This window comes from Rhodococcus sp. APC 3903 (genome assembly GCF_030407755.1).
GTDB lineage: Bacteria > Actinomycetota > Actinomycetes > Mycobacteriales > Mycobacteriaceae > Rhodococcus_F > Rhodococcus_F erythropolis.
This window is the reverse complement of record NZ_JASDCV010000002.1, coordinates 40,058-62,025: the sequence shown is the minus strand read 5'-3', so window position 1 is coordinate 62,025 and position 21,968 is coordinate 40,058. Positions and strand designations below refer to the sequence as shown.

At 63.9% G+C, this 21,968-nt stretch carries 18 protein-coding genes; 4 read left to right on the top strand and 14 right to left on the bottom strand.

The features are described from left to right. Positions 1-5: 5 nt before the first annotated feature. The 4 genes from QMA15_RS02780 to nox form a co-directional block, all read right to left on the bottom strand. Positions 6-1,196, bottom strand: a complete 1,191-nt coding sequence (locus QMA15_RS02780; RefSeq protein ID WP_020909860.1) for an N-acetylmuramoyl-L-alanine amidase — start codon at positions 1,194-1,196, stop codon at positions 6-8. A 128-nt stretch (positions 1,197-1,324) separates the two neighbouring features. Next, positions 1,325-1,648 carry a thioredoxin gene (trxA, locus tag QMA15_RS02775; RefSeq protein WP_003942530.1) on the bottom strand — a complete coding sequence of 108 codons (324 nt, stop codon included), beginning with the start codon at positions 1,646-1,648 and terminating at the stop codon, positions 1,325-1,327. Between the two features lie 38 nt (positions 1,649-1,686). Continuing rightward, positions 1,687-2,694 (bottom strand): thioredoxin-disulfide reductase, encoded by a 1,008-nt coding sequence (trxB, locus tag QMA15_RS02770; RefSeq protein WP_019746199.1) that lies wholly within the window; start codon positions 2,692-2,694, stop codon positions 1,687-1,689. Between the two features lie 131 nt (positions 2,695-2,825). Next, the gene (nox, locus tag QMA15_RS02765; protein WP_279163281.1) at positions 2,826-4,037 is read right to left on the bottom strand and encodes a 4,4'-dithiodibutanoate disulfide reductase; all 1,212 of its coding nucleotides are present in this window, start codon (positions 4,035-4,037) and stop codon (positions 2,826-2,828) included. 98 nt (positions 4,038-4,135) lie between these two features. Between nox and QMA15_RS02760 the strand changes: the two genes are divergently transcribed. Beyond that, complete coding sequence (locus tag QMA15_RS02760; protein ID WP_279163282.1) at positions 4,136-4,702, top strand: TetR/AcrR family transcriptional regulator; 567 nt, start codon at positions 4,136-4,138, stop codon at positions 4,700-4,702. Positions 4,703-4,711: 9 nt separating this feature from the next. Here QMA15_RS02760 and QMA15_RS02755 read toward each other — a convergent pair whose 3' ends face one another. Genes QMA15_RS02755 through QMA15_RS02735 form a run of 5 tightly spaced genes read right to left on the bottom strand, consistent with a single transcriptional unit; the run spans position 4,712 to position 13,110 of the window. Then, positions 4,712-5,428 carry a hypothetical protein gene (locus QMA15_RS02755; protein ID WP_211919058.1) on the bottom strand — a complete coding sequence of 239 codons (717 nt, stop codon included), beginning with the start codon at positions 5,426-5,428 and terminating at the stop codon, positions 4,712-4,714. Between the two features lie 53 nt (positions 5,429-5,481). Further along, the gene (gene sigM, locus QMA15_RS02750) at positions 5,482-6,108 is read right to left on the bottom strand and encodes an RNA polymerase sigma factor SigM (RefSeq protein ID WP_019746195.1); all 627 of its coding nucleotides are present in this window, start codon (positions 6,106-6,108) and stop codon (positions 5,482-5,484) included. Between the two features lie 47 nt (positions 6,109-6,155). Beyond that, a complete protein-coding gene (locus QMA15_RS02745) occupies positions 6,156-10,175 on the bottom strand; it encodes a lipid II flippase MurJ (RefSeq protein WP_279163283.1) in 4,020 nt (1,339 codons plus the stop codon). Continuing rightward, complete coding sequence (locus QMA15_RS02740; protein ID WP_279163284.1) at positions 10,172-12,526, bottom strand: DUF6049 family protein; 2,355 nt, start codon at positions 12,524-12,526, stop codon at positions 10,172-10,174. The genes QMA15_RS02745 and QMA15_RS02740 overlap by 4 nt, the downstream gene beginning before the upstream one ends. Continuing rightward, complete coding sequence (locus QMA15_RS02735) at positions 12,523-13,110, bottom strand: NUDIX hydrolase (protein ID WP_019746192.1); 588 nt, start codon at positions 13,108-13,110, stop codon at positions 12,523-12,525. The genes QMA15_RS02740 and QMA15_RS02735 overlap by 4 nt, the downstream gene beginning before the upstream one ends. Before the next feature lie 111 nt (positions 13,111-13,221). On the opposite strand from QMA15_RS02735, the gene QMA15_RS02730 reads away from it, so the two are divergent. Continuing rightward, positions 13,222-14,673, top strand: coding sequence for a CCA tRNA nucleotidyltransferase (locus QMA15_RS02730; RefSeq protein ID WP_264613687.1), 1,452 nt, complete (start codon positions 13,222-13,224; stop codon positions 14,671-14,673). On the opposite strand, the gene QMA15_RS02725 is transcribed toward QMA15_RS02730, so the two are convergent. The 4 genes from QMA15_RS02725 to QMA15_RS02710 are packed head-to-tail and all read right to left on the bottom strand — an operon-like array spanning position 14,657 to position 19,228. Further along, a complete protein-coding gene (locus tag QMA15_RS02725) occupies positions 14,657-15,964 on the bottom strand; it encodes an MFS transporter (protein WP_279163285.1) in 1,308 nt (435 codons plus the stop codon). The genes QMA15_RS02730 and QMA15_RS02725 overlap by 17 nt on opposite strands. 23 nt (positions 15,965-15,987) lie before the next feature. Then, complete coding sequence (locus tag QMA15_RS02720; protein WP_279163286.1) at positions 15,988-17,625, bottom strand: acyl-CoA dehydrogenase family protein; 1,638 nt, start codon at positions 17,623-17,625, stop codon at positions 15,988-15,990. Beyond that, the gene (locus QMA15_RS02715) at positions 17,609-18,232 is read right to left on the bottom strand and encodes a TetR/AcrR family transcriptional regulator (RefSeq protein ID WP_279163287.1); all 624 of its coding nucleotides are present in this window, start codon (positions 18,230-18,232) and stop codon (positions 17,609-17,611) included. Before QMA15_RS02715 ends, QMA15_RS02720 begins: the two co-directional genes overlap by 17 nt. A gap of 54 nt (positions 18,233-18,286) precedes the next feature. Beyond that, positions 18,287-19,228, bottom strand: a complete 942-nt coding sequence (locus QMA15_RS02710; RefSeq protein WP_133728201.1) for an NAD-dependent epimerase/dehydratase family protein — start codon at positions 19,226-19,228, stop codon at positions 18,287-18,289. Between the two features lie 134 nt (positions 19,229-19,362). Between QMA15_RS02710 and QMA15_RS02705 the strand changes: the two genes are divergently transcribed. Further along, positions 19,363-20,058, top strand: a complete 696-nt coding sequence (locus QMA15_RS02705; protein WP_020971476.1) for a TetR/AcrR family transcriptional regulator — start codon at positions 19,363-19,365, stop codon at positions 20,056-20,058. A gap of 53 nt (positions 20,059-20,111) precedes the next feature. After that, a complete protein-coding gene (locus QMA15_RS02700; RefSeq protein WP_020909845.1) occupies positions 20,112-20,717 on the top strand; it encodes a YqgE/AlgH family protein in 606 nt (201 codons plus the stop codon). 266 nt (positions 20,718-20,983) lie between these two features. Here QMA15_RS02700 and QMA15_RS02695 read toward each other — a convergent pair whose 3' ends face one another. Next, positions 20,984-21,964 (bottom strand): bile acid:sodium symporter family protein, encoded by a 981-nt coding sequence (locus QMA15_RS02695; RefSeq protein ID WP_003942582.1) that lies wholly within the window; start codon positions 21,962-21,964, stop codon positions 20,984-20,986. Positions 21,965-21,968: the final 4 nt, after the last annotated feature.

The window sequence follows — 21,968 nt, the reverse complement described above, 5'->3', positions numbered from 1 at the left end:
AGGACCTACGAAATGCGGTCGGCTACCGAAAGTTCTTCTGCGAGAAGCTCGGCGAAGGTGAAGGTGCCGGTCGGCTGATCGTCTTGACCCAGCAGGTACAGCCGCTTGACCGAGATCAAGATGGCTTCGGCAATGGTGTCCCGCATCCGCGGGTTCGTCAGTACCGCAACGTCGGACGCGTTGGACAGGTAGCCGAGATCGATCTGCACTGTCGGCATGTTGGTGAGGCGCAACAACTCCCACGTCCGACCGTGAGTTCTGCAGTCCCGCAACGGAGTTCGCGCAACGATCTCGCGCTGAACGAAACCGGTCAACACCTGCCCGATCATCGAGACCGAACCGTGCGAATTTCCGAAGTGGAAGCTCGCGACGCCGTTTGCCGACGGGCTCGAGTTGCTGTCGCAACGCAGGGAGATCATCAGATCCGCGTCGAACGCATTGGATGTCAGTGCGCGCTCGGCCTCGGTGGGATCGGCGTTGTGCGGGCGGGAGAGGAAAGTTTCCATCCCGGTTGCGGCCATCCGCCCCTCGAGTCGCATGGCCAGATCCCAGAGGATGTCAGCTTCGGAGATGCCGTTGACGATGTTGCCCGTCGACGGCCCGCCGAGGCCGGGATCGATGACGATGCGCTTACCGCCCAGCTGCGGGCCCTTGCGCCGCACCAGCTCCTCTTCGCTGATCGCATGTGGGGAACCACCGGTGACGCGGGTTCCCAGAAGTTCCAGCGAACGGAGTGTCTGTGGTCCGCAGATACCGTCGGCAGCGATCCCGATTTCACGCTGGAAAGACGAGAGAGACTCGTGGGTCTGCGGACCGAAGAAACCGTCGACCCGGCCGGCGTAGAAGCCCAGATCTTGCAGTTTTGCCTGCAACGCTGCGACGTCGTCGCCGTACAGCGGCGCGGACAACTGGTAGATCAACGTACGGGCACCCAGGCGGTACGAGGCCTCACGAAGTGACCGGTAGGTTGCCGGGCCCACAATGCCGTCGACAAGAAGCCCACGCTGCTGCTGGAAGGCACGAACGGCGCTGTCGAGTTGATGATCGAAGATGGCGTCGGGTGCAACCCAGTGGGCACCGTCGGCGCTTTCACGTCGAATGCCGGAAGTTCCGTGATGGAGGTATCCCAGCTTCGTCAATGTGCCCCGAATCTCGGCGACGGCCGGGCCGTGATCGCCGTGTCGGAGTCTGTGCATGCGTGAAAGCCTCTCGGATCGGTTAACGAATTCGATCGATGTGCCTGGTCGTAGACCCGATCAGGCACATCGATCGATTATCTCAGAAATTCTGTGGATTGCGAGAATCCACGATGCTCACCCAGCCGTCAGAGAACGTCTGCGAGGTCCTTGAGCAGCGCGGCCTTGCCCTTGGCGCCGACGATCGTCTTGATCGGCTTGCCGTCCTTGAACAGGATCATCGTCGGGATCGACATGACCTGGAAATCGCGCGCGGCCGCGGGGTTGGCATCGATGTCGAGCTTGGCGACGGTCAGCTTCTCGCTGTTCTCGCCGGCGATCTCCTCGAGGACCGGGGCGACCATCTTGCACGGGCCGCACCAGGTTGCCCAGAAATCGACCAGAACGGGCTTGTCGCTGCCCAGGACGTCCTGCTTGAAGGAATCGTCGGTGATGGTGACGGTATTCGACACTGTTACTCCTCGAGGGTTGGGTACGACAGCTTGGTGAATCAGGGAGCGCCGACGACGTCGACCGTGTGGCCGGCTGCGTCGAGCGTGTTGGCGGTGATGTCGCCGCGGTCGGCCAGCCAGCGTTCGGCGTCGATTGCTGCGGAGCATCCGGTGCCGGCAGCGGTGATCGCCTGACGGTACGTGTGATCGACCAGGTCACCGGCAGCGAAGACGCCGTCGACGGAGGTCGCGGTAGAACCGGGAGCGACGCGCACGTATCCGGCGTCGTCGAGATCGACCTGGCCCTTGACGAGCTCACTGCGCGGGTCGTGGCCGATGGCGACGAACATGCCGGTGATCTCGAGTGTGGAAGTTTCACCGGTGACGGTGTCGCGCACGACGAGGCCGGTGACGCTGTTCTCACCGAGCACCTCGACGGGCTCTGCGTTGGTCAGGAAGCGGATCTTCTCGTTGGCCTTGGCGCGCTCGAGCATGATCCGTGAGGCGCGGAACTCCTCGCGGCGGTGCACCAGGGTGACCGAGCGAGCGAAGCGGGTGAGGAAGGTTGCTTCTTCCATCGCGGAGTCGCCGCCGCCGACCACGACGATGTCCTGGTCACGGAAGAAGAAGCCGTCGCAGGTGGCGCAGGCGCTGACGCCGCGGCCGAGGAGGCGTTCTTCACCGGGAATGCCCAGGTAGCGGGCTGCTGCGCCCATGGCGAGGATGATCGCGTGCGCGGCGTAGGTTTCGCCGTTCGCGACGACGGTCTTGATCGGGCCGCTGAGATCGATCTCCTCGACGTCCTCGGTGCGGATGTCGGTGTCGAAGCGCAGTGCCTGCTCGCGCATCTGTTCCATCAGATCGGGGCCCATGATTCCTTCGCGGAATCCGGGGAAGTTCTCGACCTCGGTGGTGGTCATGAGGGCGCCACCGAACTGGGTTCCCTCGAAGAGCAGGGGCTGGAGCTCAGCGCGCGCGGTGTAGACACCAGCGGTGTAGCCGGCCGGTCCGGAACCGACAATGATGACGTCATGGACCGCGGGCGTGGTTTCCAGCTGGGTGGTCATGCGAGCCTTCCAATAGTGAGTGCAGACCCTCCGCTTCTTGGAGAGCCGTACCGATCAACACCAGGATAAGGGGTGTTGTTCCCGCACTCCGCTGGAAAGTGGCTCACAGCCGGCAGCTCACAGCGCGGGACTCACTGGGTGGGGCGCGGTGCCTCCCGAACCACCAGCGCGTCCCGAACCACACAGCGCGTGCCGGTGTAGATGGTGGGCATGCACTTGTTGCAGTGGATACACAGACCCTCGTCGACGCTCTCGGCCTGAAATTTGTTGACCAGTTGTGGGTCCCTGAGCAGTGCGCGCGCCATGGCGACGAACTCGAATCCTTCATCCAGTGCGTGCTCGATGGTGTCGACGCGGTTGATGCCGCCGAGCAGGATCAGTGGCATCCTCAGCGCCTGTCGGAACTGACGAGCGAAGGGCAGGAAGAAACCCTCCTCGAACGGGTACGTCGGAAAGAGTTTGGGACCGTAGAACTTCAGCCCGTACCCGACGAGTTTGGGTTGGGAGGCGACAAACTCAGCCAGTGGGACCTCGCCGCGGAAGAAGTACATTCCGTTGAGAAGTGAACTGCCACCGGTCAATTGCATCGCGTCCAGGTGGCCGTCGGCTTCGAGGATCTGGGCGATCGGCAGGCTCTGGTCGAGCCACAGACCTTTCGGCACCCCATCGGACATGTTGAATTTCGCGGTGACCGCCACGCTGGATCCAGCGGCCACTCGCACCGCTTCGATGACTCGACGCGGATACTCGGCGCGCTTGGCGACGCTGCCACCGTATCGGTCGTGGCGCTTGTTCAGATTGGGGCTCATGAACGAGCTGAGTAGATAGTTGTGACCGAGATGGACCTCGATGGCGTCGAATCCTGCGTCCACTGCGACGCGGGCGGTCCGTTCGAAGTCGGAGACGACACCGTCGAGTTCGGCGAGCGTCGCGCCTTTGACGAGGCCCATTGCGGGCGGACTCAGCCGGGTCGACGGCGCGAGGGTCTTCGTCTTGTTGGAAAGCGTGTTGGCAACCAGTCCCGCGTGGCCGATCTGCGCCGCGGCAAGCGCGCCTTCGGCGTGGACTGCGTCGGTCAGTCTGCGCAGTCCCGGCAGTGCGCGCTCGTCCATGACAAGGGTGTCGCGGTGGACTCGTCCACCTGGTGAGACGGCGCAGTAGGCGACGGTGGTCATCGCGGCCCCGCCCCGGGCGACTTCAGCGTGGAAGTTGATCAGATCGTCCGAGACCGCTCCCCGGGGCATGACGCCCTCGAACGTTGCAGCTTTGACGATGCGGTTGCGCAAGGTCAGAGGGCCGAGACGTGCGGGTTCGAATATCGACGGTGTGGGCGCTGTGGTCATTTTCAACTTCCTGCGGCGGCCTGATCTTTACGATGCCAGTGGACTCGTAACTACGACGATATAGCGCCTACTCCCAATCTGTCCGACAATTCGACACGATGAACGCCACAGGATCAGGTCGCCCACGAGACCCACGCATCGACGACACAGTCCTCGAGGTCACCCGAGCGATGCTCCTCGAGGTCGGATGGGAGCAACTCAGCCTCCGGGCGATCGCGGCACGGGCAGGGGTCAGCCGAGCCTCGATGTCACGACGATGGCCGTCGAAGGCACATCTAGTTCTCGGATCGATCCTGGGGGCGACACCTGACCTGACACCGTTCGAGGGCACCGATCGCGACGGCTGGATCCGATGGGTGGTGGAGGGAAGTGCTCAGCTCTTCTCGCGGCCCGAGGTTCGTGCTGCGTCGCCGGGACTGCTGGCTGCGCTGCGCGACCATGACGACCTACGCAACGAATTGTGGCGCGGTTTCAGTGGGCCGAGCACGCAACTCTTCCTTCAAAATGCTGACGATCCCGAATCGGCACTGCTCGATGCCAAGGCCGTGCTGGTATTGGCGGCCGGAGCAGCGATGTTTTCGAGTCTGATAGCGGTCGAGGACGATACGGATGCGTTGCGCGGGAGAATCCTCGAGCTCCTGCTACCCGCGGCAATACCGCGCTGACCATCGAAGTCAGCCGATGTTCTTGACCGACAACGTATTCGGATTCCCGTCGCTGCAGTTGATGCCAACAGTGAGTGCAGTGATCTGACGCGGCTGCGATCCTGTGAAGAGTAGGACTATCGCCGGTGCACCGTCGATGCGAACCTCACCCGAACCGAGCACAGGCCTGCCCTCGTCGATGCCATTGGCGCTCAGGCAGCCGGCAAGCTTAGACGGATCATCCAGTGGTCCAAGGTTTTTGGATCCGATGAGTGAAAGCAGGGACGCCGAATCCGGATCGTCGACAGCAGATGTCACCGGTATGCTTGGTTGAGCGACAACGCTTTCGGCAGGTTCGGAATCTCGGGTTCCGATCACAACGATCACGAAGGCCACCAACACGGCTGCTGCGGCACCGAGCAGCCACGCTTGTGGGCGTCGCCGGAACGGCACGACGGTTGTCTCTGCTGACGGCTCGACCTGACCGGACTGTAGATCCAGTGCCGAATTGATTCGCTCGGCAAGCGAATTCGGAATCCGTTCGTGAGAGGCCTCGCGCGAGTTCAGTGTCGCGAGTGATGCTGTGACGCTGTCGAGAGTAGTGACAAATGCGTGGGCGTCGGCGTCTGCGTGTACCAGCGGCCACAGAGCTGCACTGGTTTCGGGATCGAGAACCCCGGCGTGAAGATCCGCCAAGAGGTCCTCCGAAAACGGAGGCGACGGAACGCGAACAGACGGATCTGTCATGAACCCTCCCTCGGCAGTCGGTGTGGACGCTTACAAGATAGGACGCGGCCGGTTCACGAATGGTTCCCGCCTTCGCGAAAGTCCTCCAACTGGGCGGCGAGGCGCTTGCGCGCGCGGGCGCAGCGACTCTTCACGGTCCCTACGGGCACGCCCAACCTCTCGGCAGCCTCGGCCACCGGATACCCCTCGACATCGACGGCGACGACGGCAGCGCGCTGCTCAGGGGGCAGCGATGCCAGCGCTTGTTCGACGGTCAGGCTCATGTCCACTCCCGCCGCGTAATCGCGGTGATCACGGGGTTCCTCCGCATTCTCGGAAGACAGAGAGAACGCGGCCCGCGATTTGTTGCGTCGGATCCGGTCAAGGCAGGCATTGACCACGATGGTGTGGAGCCAACTACGCACCGCCGCGTCGCCGCGGAACTTCGCCGCCTTGCGGTGCGCGGAGAGCAGACCCTCCTGGAGTGCGTCTGCCGCGTCCTCGTCCGAGTAACTCGTACGCCGGGCAACGTGCCACAGATGATCCTGATGCCGGACCAGTAGTTCACGGAACGCGTGTCGATCGCCCGCGACATGAGCGGTCAACAATTCGAAATCCGTCGGCTCGAGATTTTTGTTCTCGAAACTTCTGGATTCGAAATTTCCGGCTCCGCCCCCGGTGCCCCCCCGATAACTGTGCACGGGCGGATATTAGCCCAGTCGGTAGGTTTCAGAAGGGCCAAGGGCGATCACTTTGCAGCAGTGAATGCAATCTCCGAGATGGATGTCTGGTTTTGTCCGGATTCGGTGCTGAGCTGCGTAATCCAAACCAGGACATACTGACCCGAGCCGTCCGACGAGAGCGGAATGTCGGTCACACCGTTCTTCAGTACACCGGATCCGATTTCCTTGGTCTGATCCAGCGAAGTATTCGCAGAAGGGGCAGAACGGATTTCAACGACGGTTCCGGGCGAATCGGACGTGATCGCAATGTTTTTCAGGCTGGCCGCATCGGCGAGCGTCACCATCAGGCCGACGCCGTTCTTCAGGGACGGGAAGGGCTGGAAGTACGAGTCCGACGACCATGCGGTGGCCGGATTGCCGTCGATGGCGTTCTTCGCCGTTGCGGGCTGATCCGGCGTGCCCTGGGGCGAGAACACCGTTACGGCCGAGGCGGCTACCGGCACGGTTGCCGCCGCCGGTGCGGGGGCAGGTGAATTGTTCTCGGGCGCAGTAGCTTCGGTGGTCAGGCCGAAACTCTGCTCGCTGAGCGGGGTGTCGTTACTGCCGCCCGAGAGGAAGCTCGCTACCCACACCACAAGGAGAATCAGGACGATCACGGTGAAGACACCGAGCGCCGTCAGTGCCGCGAGCATCCGCGTCGACTTCTTCTTCTCGGCCTCGATGGCTTCGGGGTCGTTCAGTGCATGACCCGACGCACCCTGTTCGCGGTGGCCGAGACGAAGTGCCGGAATCATTTCCGTCTTGTCGTTGACGACGGACGCCTGATCGAGAATGTGCTGCACGGTGGCAGCAGTGCGAATTCCACTCTCCGACTGCAACGCTCGAACTGCCACGGCCGAGATGTCGAACGGAACCTCCGGACGGACGACCCGAGGTTCGACGATGTTGCCGTCGGCGCCGCGGCCGGCGGGAAGCAAACCACCGACGGGACCGGCGGACGGTTCGGCGAGCGGCCAGCGCGCCGTGATGAGCGAGTACAGCATGGCGCCGAGACCGCGGACGTCGCTGGTGGAATCGGCGTCGGCAAGCGTCGCCGGGAACGCCAGTACGGCGTCACCGTTGATGCTGATGCGAACGCGGTCCGGGTGATCGATGGACAGCGCACCGCCGGTGCGGTGAGCAGCTTCGGCAGCGGCCGCCAGGGCACGGATGGCGCGGGCTGCACCGATCGGTGACGGCGTGGTCTCGGCCATCTCACGCAGCGAGCGACCGGGAGTCCATTCGGCGACGACGATGCCGCCCGAACTTCCGCGGACGACGTCGAGGACGCGAGCCAGACCGGGCGAGTTGATCCTTCCCAGGCGCAGTGTGCGTGAGAGAACCGCCTGCGGTCCGGACTGGCTGTCGTCGTCACCGCGCTGATCGGCGTCGACGAACGTCAGGGCTACTTCACGGTCGAGCTTGACGTCGAGAGCTTCCCAGAACTGCAGTCCGCGGGTTCCGCCGTGCGGCGCGAGCAGACGGTAGCGTCCGCCGGCGACAGAGGCGCCCGGGATGAGCTTGGGTCCACGGGGCATCGGTCGCTGGGCCGGTCGTGCTGCGGATCCGGCGGCAGGTGTGCGAGGCGCAGCGGGCGGCGGTGTCTGAGCTGCAGCCGTCTTCTGAGGTTCGGGTGCCTTCTTGTCCGGAGCAGGCGTCTTCGGCGCGGGTGTCTTCGACACAGGTGCTGAAGGTGTCTTCGACACGGGAGCCGAAGGTGTCTTCGACACACTGACCGGAGGCACCGGCGGTGCGGCCTTCTGCACCGGCGGCTGTGGCTTCTGGCCCTGCTGTGGCTTCTGGACCGGCCGCTGCGCGGGCTGCTGTGGCCTCTGACCCTGCTGTGGCTTCTGGCCGGCAGATGCGGAGGAACTCGTGGATGCAGGTGTGCCCGACGATGCCGTTGACTTCTGTTCGGACGCTTTCACGGCAGAAGTCCCGGCACTCTTGTTGCCGGAAACGTTGTCGTCGCTCACCCTCGCTCCTTCTCCATCGATAGCCCGTCCCCGAATACGCGCGGGTTGCGATCCTGTACGCCCATGACCAGGGTACGGGAGCGCACCCGGTCGTTCTTGCTCGTTTGATTCCGTTCTGATTGCAGGAATCAGCTCGGTGACGTCGTCGTCGGTGTTGTTACGTGTGTCCGGTTCGGCGCGACCTGTCAGTGAACGAATCTTGCGGGAGACCGCAACCGTTACCGACAGAACTTCCGGAACCTTCTTGAAGTAGAGAATCGTGAAGGTGATCGCGAGCATCAGGATGCCGCCGACGGCGACGCGAACCATCGAGCCGGGTCCGCCGAAACGCTCGGTGAGTTGATCGAATCCGAGGACGCGGTCGACCGCGAGCATGGTCAGCGAACCGGCCAGCGAGGCGAGTACGACGGACCAGACTGTCTTGCCCACGTTGGCCATCTGCAGGTTTCCGAGGCTGCGGTGCAGGAGGTATCCGCCGATGACGGCGCCGGTGATGTATCCGAGACCGTTGGCCGCACCGAGCAGGATCACGACCTGATCGCTGTTGGAGGCGAAGACCGGAGCGAGCGCCGAGAAAGCGATCTTCACTGCAGTGATGCCGAGAACGATCCACGTCGGCGTCCAGGCTTGTTCGCGGGCGTAGAACACACGAAGTTGGATCAGGACCAGCGCGTACGGAATCAACGTGAATGCCGACCAGCTCACAGCGGTGCCGAGTCGTTCGGCCTGTTCGGGTCCGAAGCGGCCGTAACCGTAGAGCGCTTCACCGACCTGCGGACCCATGAAGGTCAGGAACATGATGATCGGAACCAGCGTGATCATGGTCAGACGCGTTGCGACCGACAGATCGTCCACGACGGCCGGGGTGTCGTCGGCCGCAGCGTTGCGGCTCAGGCGCGGCATGATCGCGGTCAGAACCGTCACTCCGAGCACGCCGTACGGGAGTTGCAGGAGCAACCAGGCCTGGCTGTAGATGGCAGGGCCGGCTTCGTCGGCATGTGAGGAGATCTTGGTCGCGAAGATCATGCCTATCTGGCTGATGAGGACGTACAAGACGATGGCGACGGCCATGCCGCCGAACTGGCGCAGGCGATCGTCGAGGCCCCATAGCGGCTTGAGCGAGATCTTCTCGCGGCGAAGTGCGGGGATCAGGCTGGCTGCCTGCACGATGACGCCGATGGTGATGCCGATGCCGAGGGTGAGCAGCTTGGCGTCGCCCATCGAGACCGGATCAAGCGAGATCTCGCCCGGAGTCAGGCGGTAGACCACGAGCACCACGAGGACGACGACGTTGTTGAGTACAGGAGCCCAGGCTCCGGGCTTGAAGATCTGCCTGGTGTTCAGAAACGCTGTGAACAGTGCCGACAGCCCGTAGAACAGGATCGCCGGCAGAAGTAGATACGACAGCGCCGTGGTCAGGTCGGTGCTGACCTTGCCGTCTTCGGACAGGAAGACGTATTTGGTGAGTACGGGTGCTGCCAGGGTCGCGAGTAGCGCGGCCATGCCCAGTAGAACGAGCGACGCCGTGAAGAGGCGTCGGACAAATGCTTCGCCGTGATCGGCGTCCTCCCGCTCGGCGCGGACCAGCACTGGGACGACGATCGCGGTCAGAACGGCGCCCAAGACGAGCTCCGCGATCATGTTCGGGATCTGGCTGGCCACGGTGAACGAACTGGCGATGGCCGGGCCGAGGACCATCAGGATCATCAACTGCTTGGCGAACCCCGTGATGCGGCTCGTCAGCGTCGCGATCGCGATGGAACCCGTCGCCGCGAGGAGGCGGGAGTTCGTCTCCTTACGATCACCGACCAGGGCGTGCGCGTCGGTATCGAACTCGTCCGACTTGGTCGCCTGCCGATCGGCGAATTCCATCTCGGCTTCGCGATATCTGGGATAGTCGCGGATCACCGGGATGGTCATGGTGGGTGCGTCGTCGAAACGTGCGTCGGGGTTGACCGGCTGAATCGGGTAGCCGCGCTCCCACGGTGGCATCCGAGGATGCGAACGGGTCGTGGCACTCTTGCGGGTGATCGCCGAGCGGCGACCCTCCTCGGGTGGATTCCCGGTCATGAGCGTTCGTACCCTTCATCTGCTGGGTCCGGCTGACCCTTGAATCGATGCCACAGCCGTCGCCCTGCCAGGAACAGCAGCAACCCTCCCGCTGTCGCCGTCACGGCGGCCAGGGGACGACCGTACGCATTCGACCGTACGGTCACGCTGGTCGGCGTACCCAATTGGCGGCCATCTGTCGTGGTCAGCGAGAAGTTGACTTCCAGCTTGCGAGAATCGTTCATTTCCGCGGGCACAGTCAACTGTCGGCTACCTCGCGGCGGCAGCTGTTTGGGACCGATGTCACTGATCTGCATCTCGGGTGGGGCTTCCACACGCAGGTCGACGTTGATGGCGATGGGCAACTCGTTGCGCGCCACCAGCAGGAGCGGACTCTGCCCCGACGCGAGGGTGTAGACGCCGCCCGGCGACACCACACTGACGGCCCGGTACATCCCGTCGACGGCTTCGGTGACGTTGTCGGCGCGGATGGTCGCAGCTCGCTCCGCCCGATTGACCGATGCGGAGTCGACGTTGCGGCGATCCGCCAAGGTCATCGAGCGAAGTAGATCTTCGCGGAGCGGCGCCGTGAATCCCCGGGGGGTGAGCGAAGCCGCCGGATCGTCCACGAGCGATGCTTCGAGCCCGTCGATACGCGGAAGTTGGGTGGTTGCGGTCTCGACGACGGACGTCTGCGGACCGTCCTGGGTGGCTCGGTCCGGGTACTCGAGCGTGGCGGCATCAGTGGCCCCCGGTTGTCTGCCGAGTAGTGCGGGCAGGGCCTGAGGTGAGGCGAGGCCGGAGCGAATGAGGGTCGCGAGCATCGAGAGCACGGCGGTGGCGTCGTTGCTGTCCGCGGTCCACAGCTGCGGCGGCGCGAAGATCTGATTGCGCGGCAGAGAGGTCGGCGTCAGCGCGGCCCAGGCCATCGCTCCCAGCGCGTCCTGACGCCGGGCGCTGCGCGATTCGATGTCGATGGTCGGCGCGGTGTCGTCGGGGATGTACGACGGGACCTGCGGCTCCGAGCCGGTGGCGGCCAAGGCTGCGGCTGCCGAAGTGTCGAACGCAAGGGCGTCGAGTGAGCCGGTTATCCGCGACGACAGTTGCGGGGCTGCCGAGTCGACGGAGGTGTCAGCCACCATCGCTGTGGTGGGATTCACGCTCAGCACCTCTGCGGTGGCCGAGTCGAGGACACCCGAATCCGGCCAGACGAAATCCCGCAGTGACGTCACGCCGAGGATGTTGTCGACGATGTCTGCCGGGCGTGCGAGCGCGGTAGCCGTCAACTCCGGATTGGCCACCGAGGTGACTGCGGCGAGATCGGCCTGGGCGAACGGAACTGCCGTAGTGCACATCGAGAACGCGAGGGTCTTCACCCGGCCGAGCCATTGGTTGGCGGCGTCGCTGCCACGGCCTTCGTGCGACGGTCCGGTGGGATCTGACGAGTTGTCGGCCACGAGGTATCCGCGAGTCATGTTCTCGACAGTGATGAGAAGGTCGGGGTCGATTGCCAGGCAGAGCGCATCCGTGACGCGGCGATCGGTATCGCTCTCGGGCTTGGTGGCGTTCTCCACCGCATCGACCAACGCGTCCAGGCGCCCGCCGTCGGAAAGTTCGGTGGCAAGTTCGTCGTCGATCAGGCGCACGGGTTCGTTGACCGCGCCCGGGATTCCGCCGACGAGTCGTGGCGCGTCGGCGAGCGGCCACATGAGCGTGACGCCGATCGGGGCGGACGTGTCGGGGGGAACGACGGCCGTCGCGGACGAACTGGGTGTTCCGGATGTGGCGTTCGATTCGGCCGCGGCCGGCACACCGAGCACTGGGAGCAGGAAGCGTGCGTCGTCGAGTCGGGCGGCCCCGCCGTATTCCGGGGTGCCGTTCACGTTGACGAGCATCGGGTAGACGCCCGGTTCGGTGATGTCGAGAGACAACCCGGTTGTGCTCCGGAGCGGCAAGGTGAGTGTGAACTGCTTGGACTGGCCGGTGTCGAGGGTGGTGGCAACGGTGTCGAATTCGCCGACCGTGTCGAAAACAGCCTGGTCGAAATCGAGTGCTGCGCGCACGTCCGAACTGGAGTCGATCGCGGGAGCGCGTTGCAGCCTCACTCCGACGTCCTCGACGGGACGGTCACCGACGTTCTTCACCGTGCCCTTGACCACGACGTTGCGGTCGCTGGTTGTCGTCACGGTGGTCGGTGCGGTGGAGTCGATGGTCAGCTGCAGAAATTTGGCATCGTTGGTGTTTCGCGCCGGTGCACGCTCACTGGGCTGGCTGGACGGAGCGGCCCAGGAGACGGCCGTCGTCGCGGGCCCGAAACCGACAGCGGCCATCACCAAAGCGGCCACACCGGCCCGCCGCAGAGCCATTCTCATCCGGCGTCCGGTTCCTTCGGGTGCTGTACTCGCGGGATTTCAGGTCGGTGCATTTCAGGTCGCGGCATTTCAGCGATCATCTGCGATGCAAGTTCGGCCAGCTTGCGCTCGTCGGCGTATGCGAGTCGCTTGTGCAGTTCCGTCAGCGGCACCCAGGCGACTTCGGTGACCTCGATGTCCTCGTCGGAGAGTTCACCGCCGAGAAAGCGGAGGAGATAGTGGTGCACGGTCTTGTGGACGCGTCGACCTTCGGTCACGAACCAGTAGTCGATGCTGCCCAGCGGTGCCAGGACGGTTCCCTGGATACCGGTTTCTTCTTCGACCTCACGCATTGCGGTCTGTTCGGCCGTCTCACCCTGCTCGATATGGCCTTTGGGTAGCGACCAGAGCAGGCGTCCGCGGCGGTCGGTTCGGCCGATCAGTGCAGCGCAGAGGCGTTCGGGAGGTCCGCCCCAGCCGTCGACGACCAAGCCGCCCGCAGAAGTTTCACGGACGGTTCGCATCAAAGGTTTATCGGGGTTGCCGACGGCAGGTCGACGCCGCGGGTTGCGGCGACTCCTGTTTGTTCGTTCGGCACCAGACACCTCATCGATACTAGTTGGCCTTGCAGCGTTGCCCGGTAACCCGCGCAAAGCGGTCTATCGCGTTCGTATGCGCGTTCTGCTATTTGCGCACCTTAAGTAAGCTCCTTTCACGTGACTGTCCCTACCTCCGATGCTGATCGCCGCCTACGACTGCTTGCCGACGCCACTGCAACGCTCGGCACGTTGTCCGTCGTGTTGAACCCGCTCGGTGAGCGTTTTGCCGAGGCCGGTCACGAGCTGTTCCTGGTGGGTGGCAGTGTTCGCGACGCGATCCTCGGCCGCTTCAGTGGCGATCTGGACTTCACGACGGACGCCAGGCCGGAGAAGGTTCAGGCTCTGCTCAAGGGCTGGGTGGACAAGCAGTGGGACACCGGCATCGAGTTCGGGACCATCAGCGCCATCAAGCACGGCCAGGAGATCGAGATCACGACCTTCCGGGCCGACGCTTACGACCGTGTCTCGCGTAATCCGATAGTCGAGTACGGAACGACGTTGGCCGACGATCTGGTGCGCCGCGATTTCACCGTCAACGCGATGGCGATGAAGATCGGCGCGGACGGTTCCTACACGTTTGTCGATCCGCTGAACGGCATGGACGCCCTGCTGGCCGGGGAACTCGATACGCCGTCGGCGCCGGAGAACTCGTTCAACGACGATCCGCTGCGGATGCTGCGCGCAGCCAGGTTCGTCTCGCAGCTTGGTTTCACGTTGAACAATCGCGTTTTCGAGGCCATCAAGGAGATGGCGTCGCAGATCGAGCGGATCACCGCCGAGCGTGTGCAGGTGGAGCTGAACAAAATGATGCTGGGCATGTACCCGGTGGACGGCATCAACATGATGGTCGACTCCGGACTGGCTGCATACGTGCTGCCCGAGGTTCCGCAGATGAAGCTCGAGATCGACGAGCATCACCAACACAAGGACGTCTACCAGCACTCCCTCACCGTGCTCCAGCAGGCGATCGACCTCGAAGAAGGCGACCCCGATCTCGTATTGCGTTGGGCTGCACTGCTTCATGACATCGGCAAGCCGGACACCAAGCGCAACGAACCGGGCGGCGGCGTCAGCTTCCACCACCACGAGGTGGTTGGCGCCAAGCTGGTGCGCAAGCGCATGCGTGCCTTGAAGTTCTCGAAGCAGATGGTCGACGACGTTTCGCAACTCGTGTTCCTGCACTTGCGTTTTCACGGCTACGGCAAGGGACAGTGGACCGATTCGGCAGTGCGGCGGTACGTCACCGACGCGGGCGAGCTGCTCCCCCGGCTGCACAAGCTCGTCCGGGCCGACTGCACCACGCGTAACAAGCGCCGCGCCGCGCAGTTGCAGGCCACGTACGACGACATCGAAGAGCGGATTGCGCGCATCGCCGAGCAGGAAGACCTCGCTCGCGTGCGTCCGGACCTCGACGGCAACGCCATCATGGAACTGCTCAACATCCCGGCCGGCCCGCAGGTGGGCAAGGCATGGACGTTCCTCAAGGAACTACGTCTGGATCGCGGCCCGCTCGAGCGTGACGAGGCCGAAGCCGAACTGCTGAAGTGGTGGGCTACCCAGCAGGGCTAGTTTCTCGTTTCTTGCGGTTGAGCAGCACCGCTGACAATCCGGCGGCATAGACACCCGCGCCGGCAAGGGCCAGGCCGACGCTCTTGCCGTCGGGTGCGATCACCGTCGACGCTGCCGCGATCGCACCGATGAACGCGACGTTGAACACGGTGTCCTGCAAGGCGAATACCTGGCCACGACGGTCGTCGTCGATATCGATCTGCATGGCCGCGTCGCCGCTGAGTTTCACGGACTGCCCGGCGATGCCGAGCAGGAAGGCGGCGATCAGCAGCGATCCCTGCGTCAGGGTGGTCACGAAGACGAGCTGGACGGCCACCGCGCACACCAGGGCGTACGTGATCGTCCGTGAGCGACCGATCCGCGGGATGAGGAACGGTGTGATCAATGCCGCGATCAGCATTCCGATGGCCGTTGCGCCGACGGCGACGCCGAATCCGGCCATCCCTCCAGGTAATTGGGAGCCGTTCGAGGTATCGCGTAGGACCAGCACCATGATGAGGGTGTTGATGCCGAAGCAGATGCGGTGCGCTCCGATCCCGATCATTGCCGTGGTGACGCCAGGCGCCTCCCAGACAGCGGTTGCCCCGGTGCGCAGTCCGGCCGTTACCGAACGGACGGCGCTGGCACGAGTCACTTCGTCGGCCACTGGACCAAGTGAGCGGGCGGTGAACCTGGCCGCGGCGAGGGCTGCGATCACCGATCCCAGTGCTGCGATGGCCACGGCGGCGCCTGACGCTCGATCCCCCGCGCCGATCACGCCGATGATCGCCACCGCTGCCGAAGCACCAAGAGCGGCTACCACCGAACCAGCCGTTGTGAGAACGGAATTGGTTGCCACCAGCCACGATTGTCGGACGACCTTCGGCAGGGCTGCGGATACGCCTGCCCCGACAAAGCGGCTGACCCCGATCGCAGCAAGCGCACACGTCAACAACAGAGTGTCACCGCCGCCGGCGACCAGCAGCACCGCGGTGGTCAGGATGAAGAGCCCGCGGAGCACACTCGCCCACAGGAGCACCAGGCGGCGGTCCCAACGATCCAGCAGAGCGCCGGCAAAGGGGCCGATCACCGAATAGGGAAGGAGCAGTACGGCAAAGCCGGCCGCTATCGCCACCGGATCGGTTTCACGTTCCGGGTTGAAGAGGATTGCGCCGCCGAGCGCGGCCTGGAACATTCCGTCGCCGAACTGGCTGGAAAAGCGGACGAGCGCCAGCCTTCCCAGGCCGGGTGATTCACGCAGGGTGTGCAGTACGCGCTGCCAGGCCTCGCGGCGGTTCGAGGCTCGGTTCATAAGCGGAAACTGTAGTGGGTGGGTCAGGCGCCGATCTTGACGGTGGCCCGCTCGATGATCGGCGCGATGTCGATCCCCCTCGGCAGGGTTCCGAACACGCTCCCCCAGCTATCTCCGAGCCGACTCGCGCAGAATGCGTCGGCCACCGCGGGGTGCCCGTAGCGGAGCAGCAGCGAGGCTTGCAGTGCGAGTGCCATGTCACCGACGATCTTTCGTGCCCGGTATTCGATGTCGTCGAAATCGCCGAATGCCACCTCGAGATCCCGCACGGTCTGATCGAAGCGGGCGTCCACGCCACTCGCTTGTTTCAGTTCGTCGAAGAACACCTGCAGCGTTTCGGGTTGCTTCGCCATCGCCCGCAGAGTGTCGAGCGCCGCGACGTTGCCCGACCCTTCCCACACCGAGAGCAGCGGAGCCTCGCGATAGAGGCGCGGCATCCGGGATTCCTCCACGTATCCGTTTCCGCCCAGACACTCGAGTGCCTCGGCAGCGTGGATCGGTCCGCGCTTGCAGACGAAGTACTTGCTCACGGCCAATGAAATGCGTCGTAGTGCGCTCGCGTGGGCATCGCCCGACGTTGCGCGGTCGGTCAGCGCGGCCAGCCACATCGCGACGGTAGTCGACGCTTCCGATTCCACCGCCAGATCTGCGAGAACATTGCGCATCAAAGGTTGGTCGATCAGGTTGGCGCCGAACGCACTTCGATGATTCGCATGGTGAACTGCCTGCAGAGTGCCGACGCGCATGCCGGTGGCCGTGCCGATCGTGCAGTCCAACCTGGTCATGTTGACCATCTCGATGATGGTGCGCACGCCCCGGCCTTCCTCGCCCACCATCCACGCGAGAGCGTCGCGGTACTCGACCTCGCTGCTCGCGTTGGAATGATTTCCCAACTTGTCCTTCAGACGCTGCAGGTACATGTTGTTGAGCGAGCCGTCCGGCAGGACCCGAGGAAGGAAGAAGCACGACAGACCGCCCGGCGCCTGGGCGAGGACGAGGAACACGTCCGACATCGGTGCGGAGGTGAACCACTTGTGGCCTGTCAGGAGATAGCTGCCGTCGGATTGTGGCACTGCCCTTGTGGTTCCGGCACGCACGTCCGAACCGCCCTGTTTTTCCGTCATCGACATACCGGCGATCAATCCGGGTTTGGTGAGGGGAGCTTTCAGCGCCGAATCGTAGTGCCGGGTGGTCAGGAGGGGTTCGTACTGCGCCGCCAGGTCCGCGTTGTGCCGCAGCGCTGGGATCACGGCGTACGTCATGGAGATGGGGCAGCCGTGGCCGGCGTCGGTTTGACCCCACACGGCCATCTTCGCGGCGCGGACGAGGTGTGCGTGTGGATTCGGGTCAACCCACGGAGCGCCGTGCAATCCCAATTCCACTGCGGTGCTCATGAGTTGGTGATAGGCAGGGTCGTAGCGGACCTCGTCGATGCGGTTGCCGTAGCGGTCGTGGGTTCTCAGGACAGGTGGGTGCTCCTCGGCCAGGTCGCCCCACTCCTGAGCTTGCGCGCTGCCGGCGCGGACCCCGACGCGATGAACCTCTTCGGCTGCGTCCGAAGCTCCCTCGCGGTGTAGTGCCTCGAGGATCGGCGCGTATTCGGCTGCGTCGTAATCGATCAGGGGCGGTACCTGATTGGTGACTTCATGCGTGGGTGTCATCGAAACTCCCTAACGATCGAAGGGTGAAGGCGAGGATGGCATCGATCGCAGCGGGATCCGTGGTGCCGCCGCGCAGCGGAAGGATCAGGGCCTCGCCGATTGCCCCGACGATGCACGCTGCCGTCAGAGTGGCGTCCTGCGACGGTATCTCACCGGTGTCGACTGCCGAGCGGATTGCGGTGGCCAGGCAATCGCGGAACGATTCGCGAAACATGAGTCGCTGTTCGTCGACGAGTGGATCCACCGGCTCCACCAGCAGTGCATAGGCGAGAACCGGTGCACGCATGGCACGTTCGGCGAAGGTGCGAACCGAGGCCGATACGGCGGAGCGGTGGTTGCCTGCCAGACTTCGGGCATTGTCTCCGGCGTCCCGGGCCGCGGATACCTCACGGCTGCAGACTGATTGGAACACTTCGGCGAACAATTCACCCTTGCCGTCGAAATGTCGATACAGCGTCCCGGTGCCGACGCCGGCGTTCTTGGCCACCGCGGCGATGGAACAGCCCGCATAACCGTGGGTTGCCACTGCCGTCGTGGCCGCGTCGAGCAGTCGGGCGCGTTGGGCGTCCAGTCTTTCTTGTACTGCCGGAGTGCGGCGATAGGCCATGTGAAGAAGTGAACACCCGTTCCGTTCTTGCGTCAAGAGCCCCCACCTGCAGATTCAGGCAGCAGCGGTGCGAGCCTGTTCCGCGCGCCACCACGCGACGGTCTCTTCGGCGGCCTGATCGAGCGGCGTCGGCGAGAGTCCGAGCAGCACTTCGCTGGCGCTCGAGTCCATGACAAACGGCTTGGTGAACTGGTAGTTCATCTCCGCGAGTTCGCGGCTGTCGGTGTTGATCTTGCCGACGGCGTCGAGCACCCAGGCGGGCAGGACACCCACCTTGGCGGGGGACGCCCCGGCGGCTCGAGCGAAGGCCTCGGCGATCTTGCGCTGAGTGAGCGCGGGGCCGGTGGGTGCGTGGATGACGGAGTTCCAGAGTTCGGGGTTGTGTGCTGCTGCGATCATCGCCGCCGCGAGATCGGGGATGTAGGTGAAGGAGTGCGGCTGGTCTGCGGAACCGATGACACGAATCTTCTTACCTGCCATGACCTTCGGAACCATGCGCTCGCCGGCGTGGGCGGTGCGGACGCGGGGGCCGAAGAAGTCCGAGGCCACGACGCTGACGGTGGGTGTTGCGGAGGCCTCGCGGGCACGAAGCAGCGCGGTGCGCACTCCGCGCTTGCCGCCGGTGGCGTTGCGTCGATCGGATTCGGTCATCAGGGTGTCGGAGTTGTAGGCGTAGAGGCTTTCGGGGAAGACCACGACGGCTCCGATGGATGCGGCTGCGTCGAGCGCAACCTTCTCGGCCGCCGGGAGTTCCCGCTCCCAATCGGCTGCGTTGTAGGCGGCGTGGATGCAGTGGTAGATGGCCGTGGCGCCCTCGCTGACCGAGCGCAGGGCCTCGGAATCCGAGACGTCGACGCGTCGGCGGTCGATCAGCGGGTGCTCGGGCCCGCTGCCGGACCTGGTCAGGAGCCGGACGTTGATTCCCTGCTCGGCGAGCTGTAGCGCGACGGCGGATCCGACGGGTCCTGCTCCGGTGACGATTTCGAGGTTCGACATGGTGTGCTCCTTCTCGTTTCGGGTGAACTGAGAGCACTGCTCTCGTTTTCAAGAATGCACCCGCGGCTCAGTGCTGTCAAGAGCGGTGCTCTCTTTTGTTGATAGCGCTCTCGGTCATGGGGCAGGATGGACTCATGGTTGGGACTCCCCGAGAGCGGGCGCGCGAACAGACGCTGCAGGACATCACCCGGATCGGGCGCGAGCATCTTGCTGCCGTCGGCGCCGCCGCGTTGTCCTTGAGGGCCGTCGCGCGTGATCTGGGAGTCGTGTCCTCAGCGGTGTACCGCTACGTCGCCAGTCGCGACGAACTGCTGACCTTGCTGGTGGTGGACGGGTACACGGAACTGGGCGCGGAAGTGGACTCCGCCGTGAATGCCGTTGCAGCAGAAGATTTTCGCGGACAGTTCATTGCTCTCGGGCGTGCCGTCCGGAGTTGGGCGATCCGGGAGCCGGCTCGATACGGATTGCTGTTCGGCAGCCCCGTCCCCGGTTACGACGCTCCGGGCGAGCAGACCACCGGCCCTGGCACCCTCGTCGTGACCCGGCTGATCGGGATCATCGACGCCGCCCATCGCGCAGGTGCACTCACGGTGCGAGAGGGCCCGGACCTGAGTGACACGCTGGCAACGGACCTCGAGGGGGTGCGGAAAGAACTGGGCACCGACCTGCCGCCGGATGCTGCGGTGCGCGCAACTCTCGTCTGGGTATCGCTGTTCGGTTCGGTGAACTTCGAGGTGTTCGGGCAGTACGGAAGCGATACCTTCACCGATGCGAGTGAGATTTTCGAGCGGCATCTGGCACTACTTGCCGATGTGGCGGGTCTGACCTGAACACGCCTGTGTCTCGTTCCCCCGCACGCAGTTGTCGGTGAGATGATGTCTTTGTGGCGCACGCAGAAGAACCCGAGGATCGAATGGCCTGGATAGAACCGGAGGTTCGTCCGGGCAGTTTGTTGGTGTCGTCGACCGATCTCACGGAACCTGCATTTCGCCGCACCGTCATCTACATGATCGAGCACAACGACGCCGGGAGCCTTGGCGTCATCGTCAATCGGCCGAGTGAGACGGCCGTGCAGAACGTGTTGCCGCAGTGGTCACCGCTGACCGCGCATCCTTCCGCCCTGTACATCGGTGGACCCGTCAAGCGTGACTCCGCGCTCTGCCTGGGTATCGCTCGCAACGGTGCACGGATCGACGGCGTCGCCGGCCTGCGGCGGGTGGACGGCAAAGTTGTCATGGTGGATCTGGACTCGGACCCGGAGGTCATCGCTCCTCTGGTCGAAGGGATCCGCATTTTTGCCGGTTACTCGGGTTGGACTCTGGGGCAGCTGGATTCGGAGCTCGAACGTGAAGACTGGATGGTGATCAGCTCACTGCCGTCCGATGTGCTGACGCCGCCCCGAGTCGATGTCTGGGCACGGGTGCTACGACGCCAACCGCTCCCCGTGGCAATGCTGGCCAGCCATCCCATCGAAGTGGAACGAAACTGATCTGTCGGAGGTCGATGATATTCCTGTGTCATCGTTTTCGAGAGAGGTGGCAGCAATGATCGCTGAGCGTCAGATCCAGTGCGCGGATTGTGTTTCGGATGTCGATCACTGCCACGATTCTTTGCTGCGACATGCGGACGGATCACTCGAATGCACCGGCGTGAACTGCGTCGACCTGGCATCGAGTCGCCATGCGTTGTCCATCGATTGTGCTGAACTGCAGGGCGGTTGTGGCTGCGTCGACGCGACCCGAGGCGAGTTGCTCGCTAGCTGACGCTCACCGGATCCCGATTCGCGAAGCGTTGCGCCATCGCAGCACAGACGATCAGTTGGATCTGATGGAAGATCATCAGCGGCAACACGATCAGGCCGACGGGCTGGCCCGCGAACAGTACAGCCGCCATCGGTAGGCCTGTCGCCAAGGACTTCTTCGACCCGCAGAAGATGATGACGATCTGATCGGGAAGGTCGAACCCGAGCTTGCGCCCCGCGAGAGTGGTCACGCCGAGAACCAGCGCGAGGATCAGGCAGCACACGATTGTGAGGATCACGATCTGCCAGATCGTGATGGTGCTCCAGATCCCCTCTTTCATGCTCTCGCTGAAGGCGGCGAAGACAACGAGGAGGATCGATCCGCGATCGACGTACTTGGTGGGCTCGGCATACTTCTGCAGCCATCCGATCACCAGCGGGCGGATCAGCTGGCCCACGATGAACGGGATCAGCAGCTGCACGACGATGTCGAGGATCGACGAGAAGTCGACCGTCGCCTGGCCCGTTGTATTCATCAGCAGAACCACCAGCAACGGGGTGACGAAGACGCCGATCAGGTTGGAGAACGACGCACTGACAATCGCGCCGGCGACGTTTCCCTTGGCGATCGAAGTGAACGCGATCGACGACTGAACCGTCGACGGAACGAGGCACATGTAGAGGATGCCGGTGTAGAGCTCGTCGCTGATCAGGGTCGGCGACAGGAATCGCAGCGCAAGGCCGATGAGCGGGAAGAGCACAAACGTCGCGGCAAGGACGACAGTGTGCAGTCGCCAGTGCTTGACGCCCTTCCACGCTTCCTGCGGCGAGAGCCGTGCGCCGTAGAGCAGGAACAGGAAGCCGATGGCGATCTTGGTGGCCCAGTTCAGAATGCTCTCCGCGGTACCCGATACCGGGAACACACTTCCGAGCACGCCGGCGATGATGATGCCGAGGATGAACCCGTCGATGTAGAACCTACTGAGAAACTTCACCTGG

What these genes read in the sequence shown, in the direction of transcription:
- QMA15_RS02780 (WP_020909860.1), bottom strand. Translation starts at nt 1,196, where the DNA reads ATGCACAGACTCCGACACGGCGATCACGGCCCGGCCGTCGCCGAGATT.
- trxB (WP_019746199.1), bottom strand. Translation starts at nt 2,694, where the DNA reads ATGACCACCCAGCTGGAAACCACGCCCGCGGTCCATGACGTCATCATT.
- nox (WP_279163281.1), bottom strand. Translation starts at nt 4,037, where the DNA reads ATGACCACAGCGCCCACACCGTCGATATTCGAACCCGCACGTCTCGGC.
- QMA15_RS02760 (WP_279163282.1), top strand. Translation starts at nt 4,136, where the DNA reads ATGAACGCCACAGGATCAGGTCGCCCACGAGACCCACGCATCGACGAC.
- QMA15_RS02755 (WP_211919058.1), bottom strand. Translation starts at nt 5,428, where the DNA reads ATGACAGATCCGTCTGTTCGCGTTCCGTCGCCTCCGTTTTCGGAGGAC.
- QMA15_RS02745 (WP_279163283.1), bottom strand. Translation starts at nt 10,175, where the DNA reads ATGACCGGGAATCCACCCGAGGAGGGTCGCCGCTCGGCGATCACCCGC.
- QMA15_RS02740 (WP_279163284.1), bottom strand. Translation starts at nt 12,526, where the DNA reads ATGAGAATGGCTCTGCGGCGGGCCGGTGTGGCCGCTTTGGTGATGGCC.
- QMA15_RS02725 (WP_279163285.1), bottom strand. Translation starts at nt 15,964, where the DNA reads ATGAACCGAGCCTCGAACCGCCGCGAGGCCTGGCAGCGCGTACTGCAC.
- QMA15_RS02720 (WP_279163286.1), bottom strand. Translation starts at nt 17,625, where the DNA reads ATGACACCCACGCATGAAGTCACCAATCAGGTACCGCCCCTGATCGAT.
- QMA15_RS02715 (WP_279163287.1), bottom strand. Translation starts at nt 18,232, where the DNA reads ATGGCCTATCGCCGCACTCCGGCAGTACAAGAAAGACTGGACGCCCAA.
- QMA15_RS02710 (WP_133728201.1), bottom strand. Translation starts at nt 19,228, where the DNA reads ATGTCGAACCTCGAAATCGTCACCGGAGCAGGACCCGTCGGATCCGCC.
- QMA15_RS02705 (WP_020971476.1), top strand. Translation starts at nt 19,363, where the DNA reads ATGGTTGGGACTCCCCGAGAGCGGGCGCGCGAACAGACGCTGCAGGAC.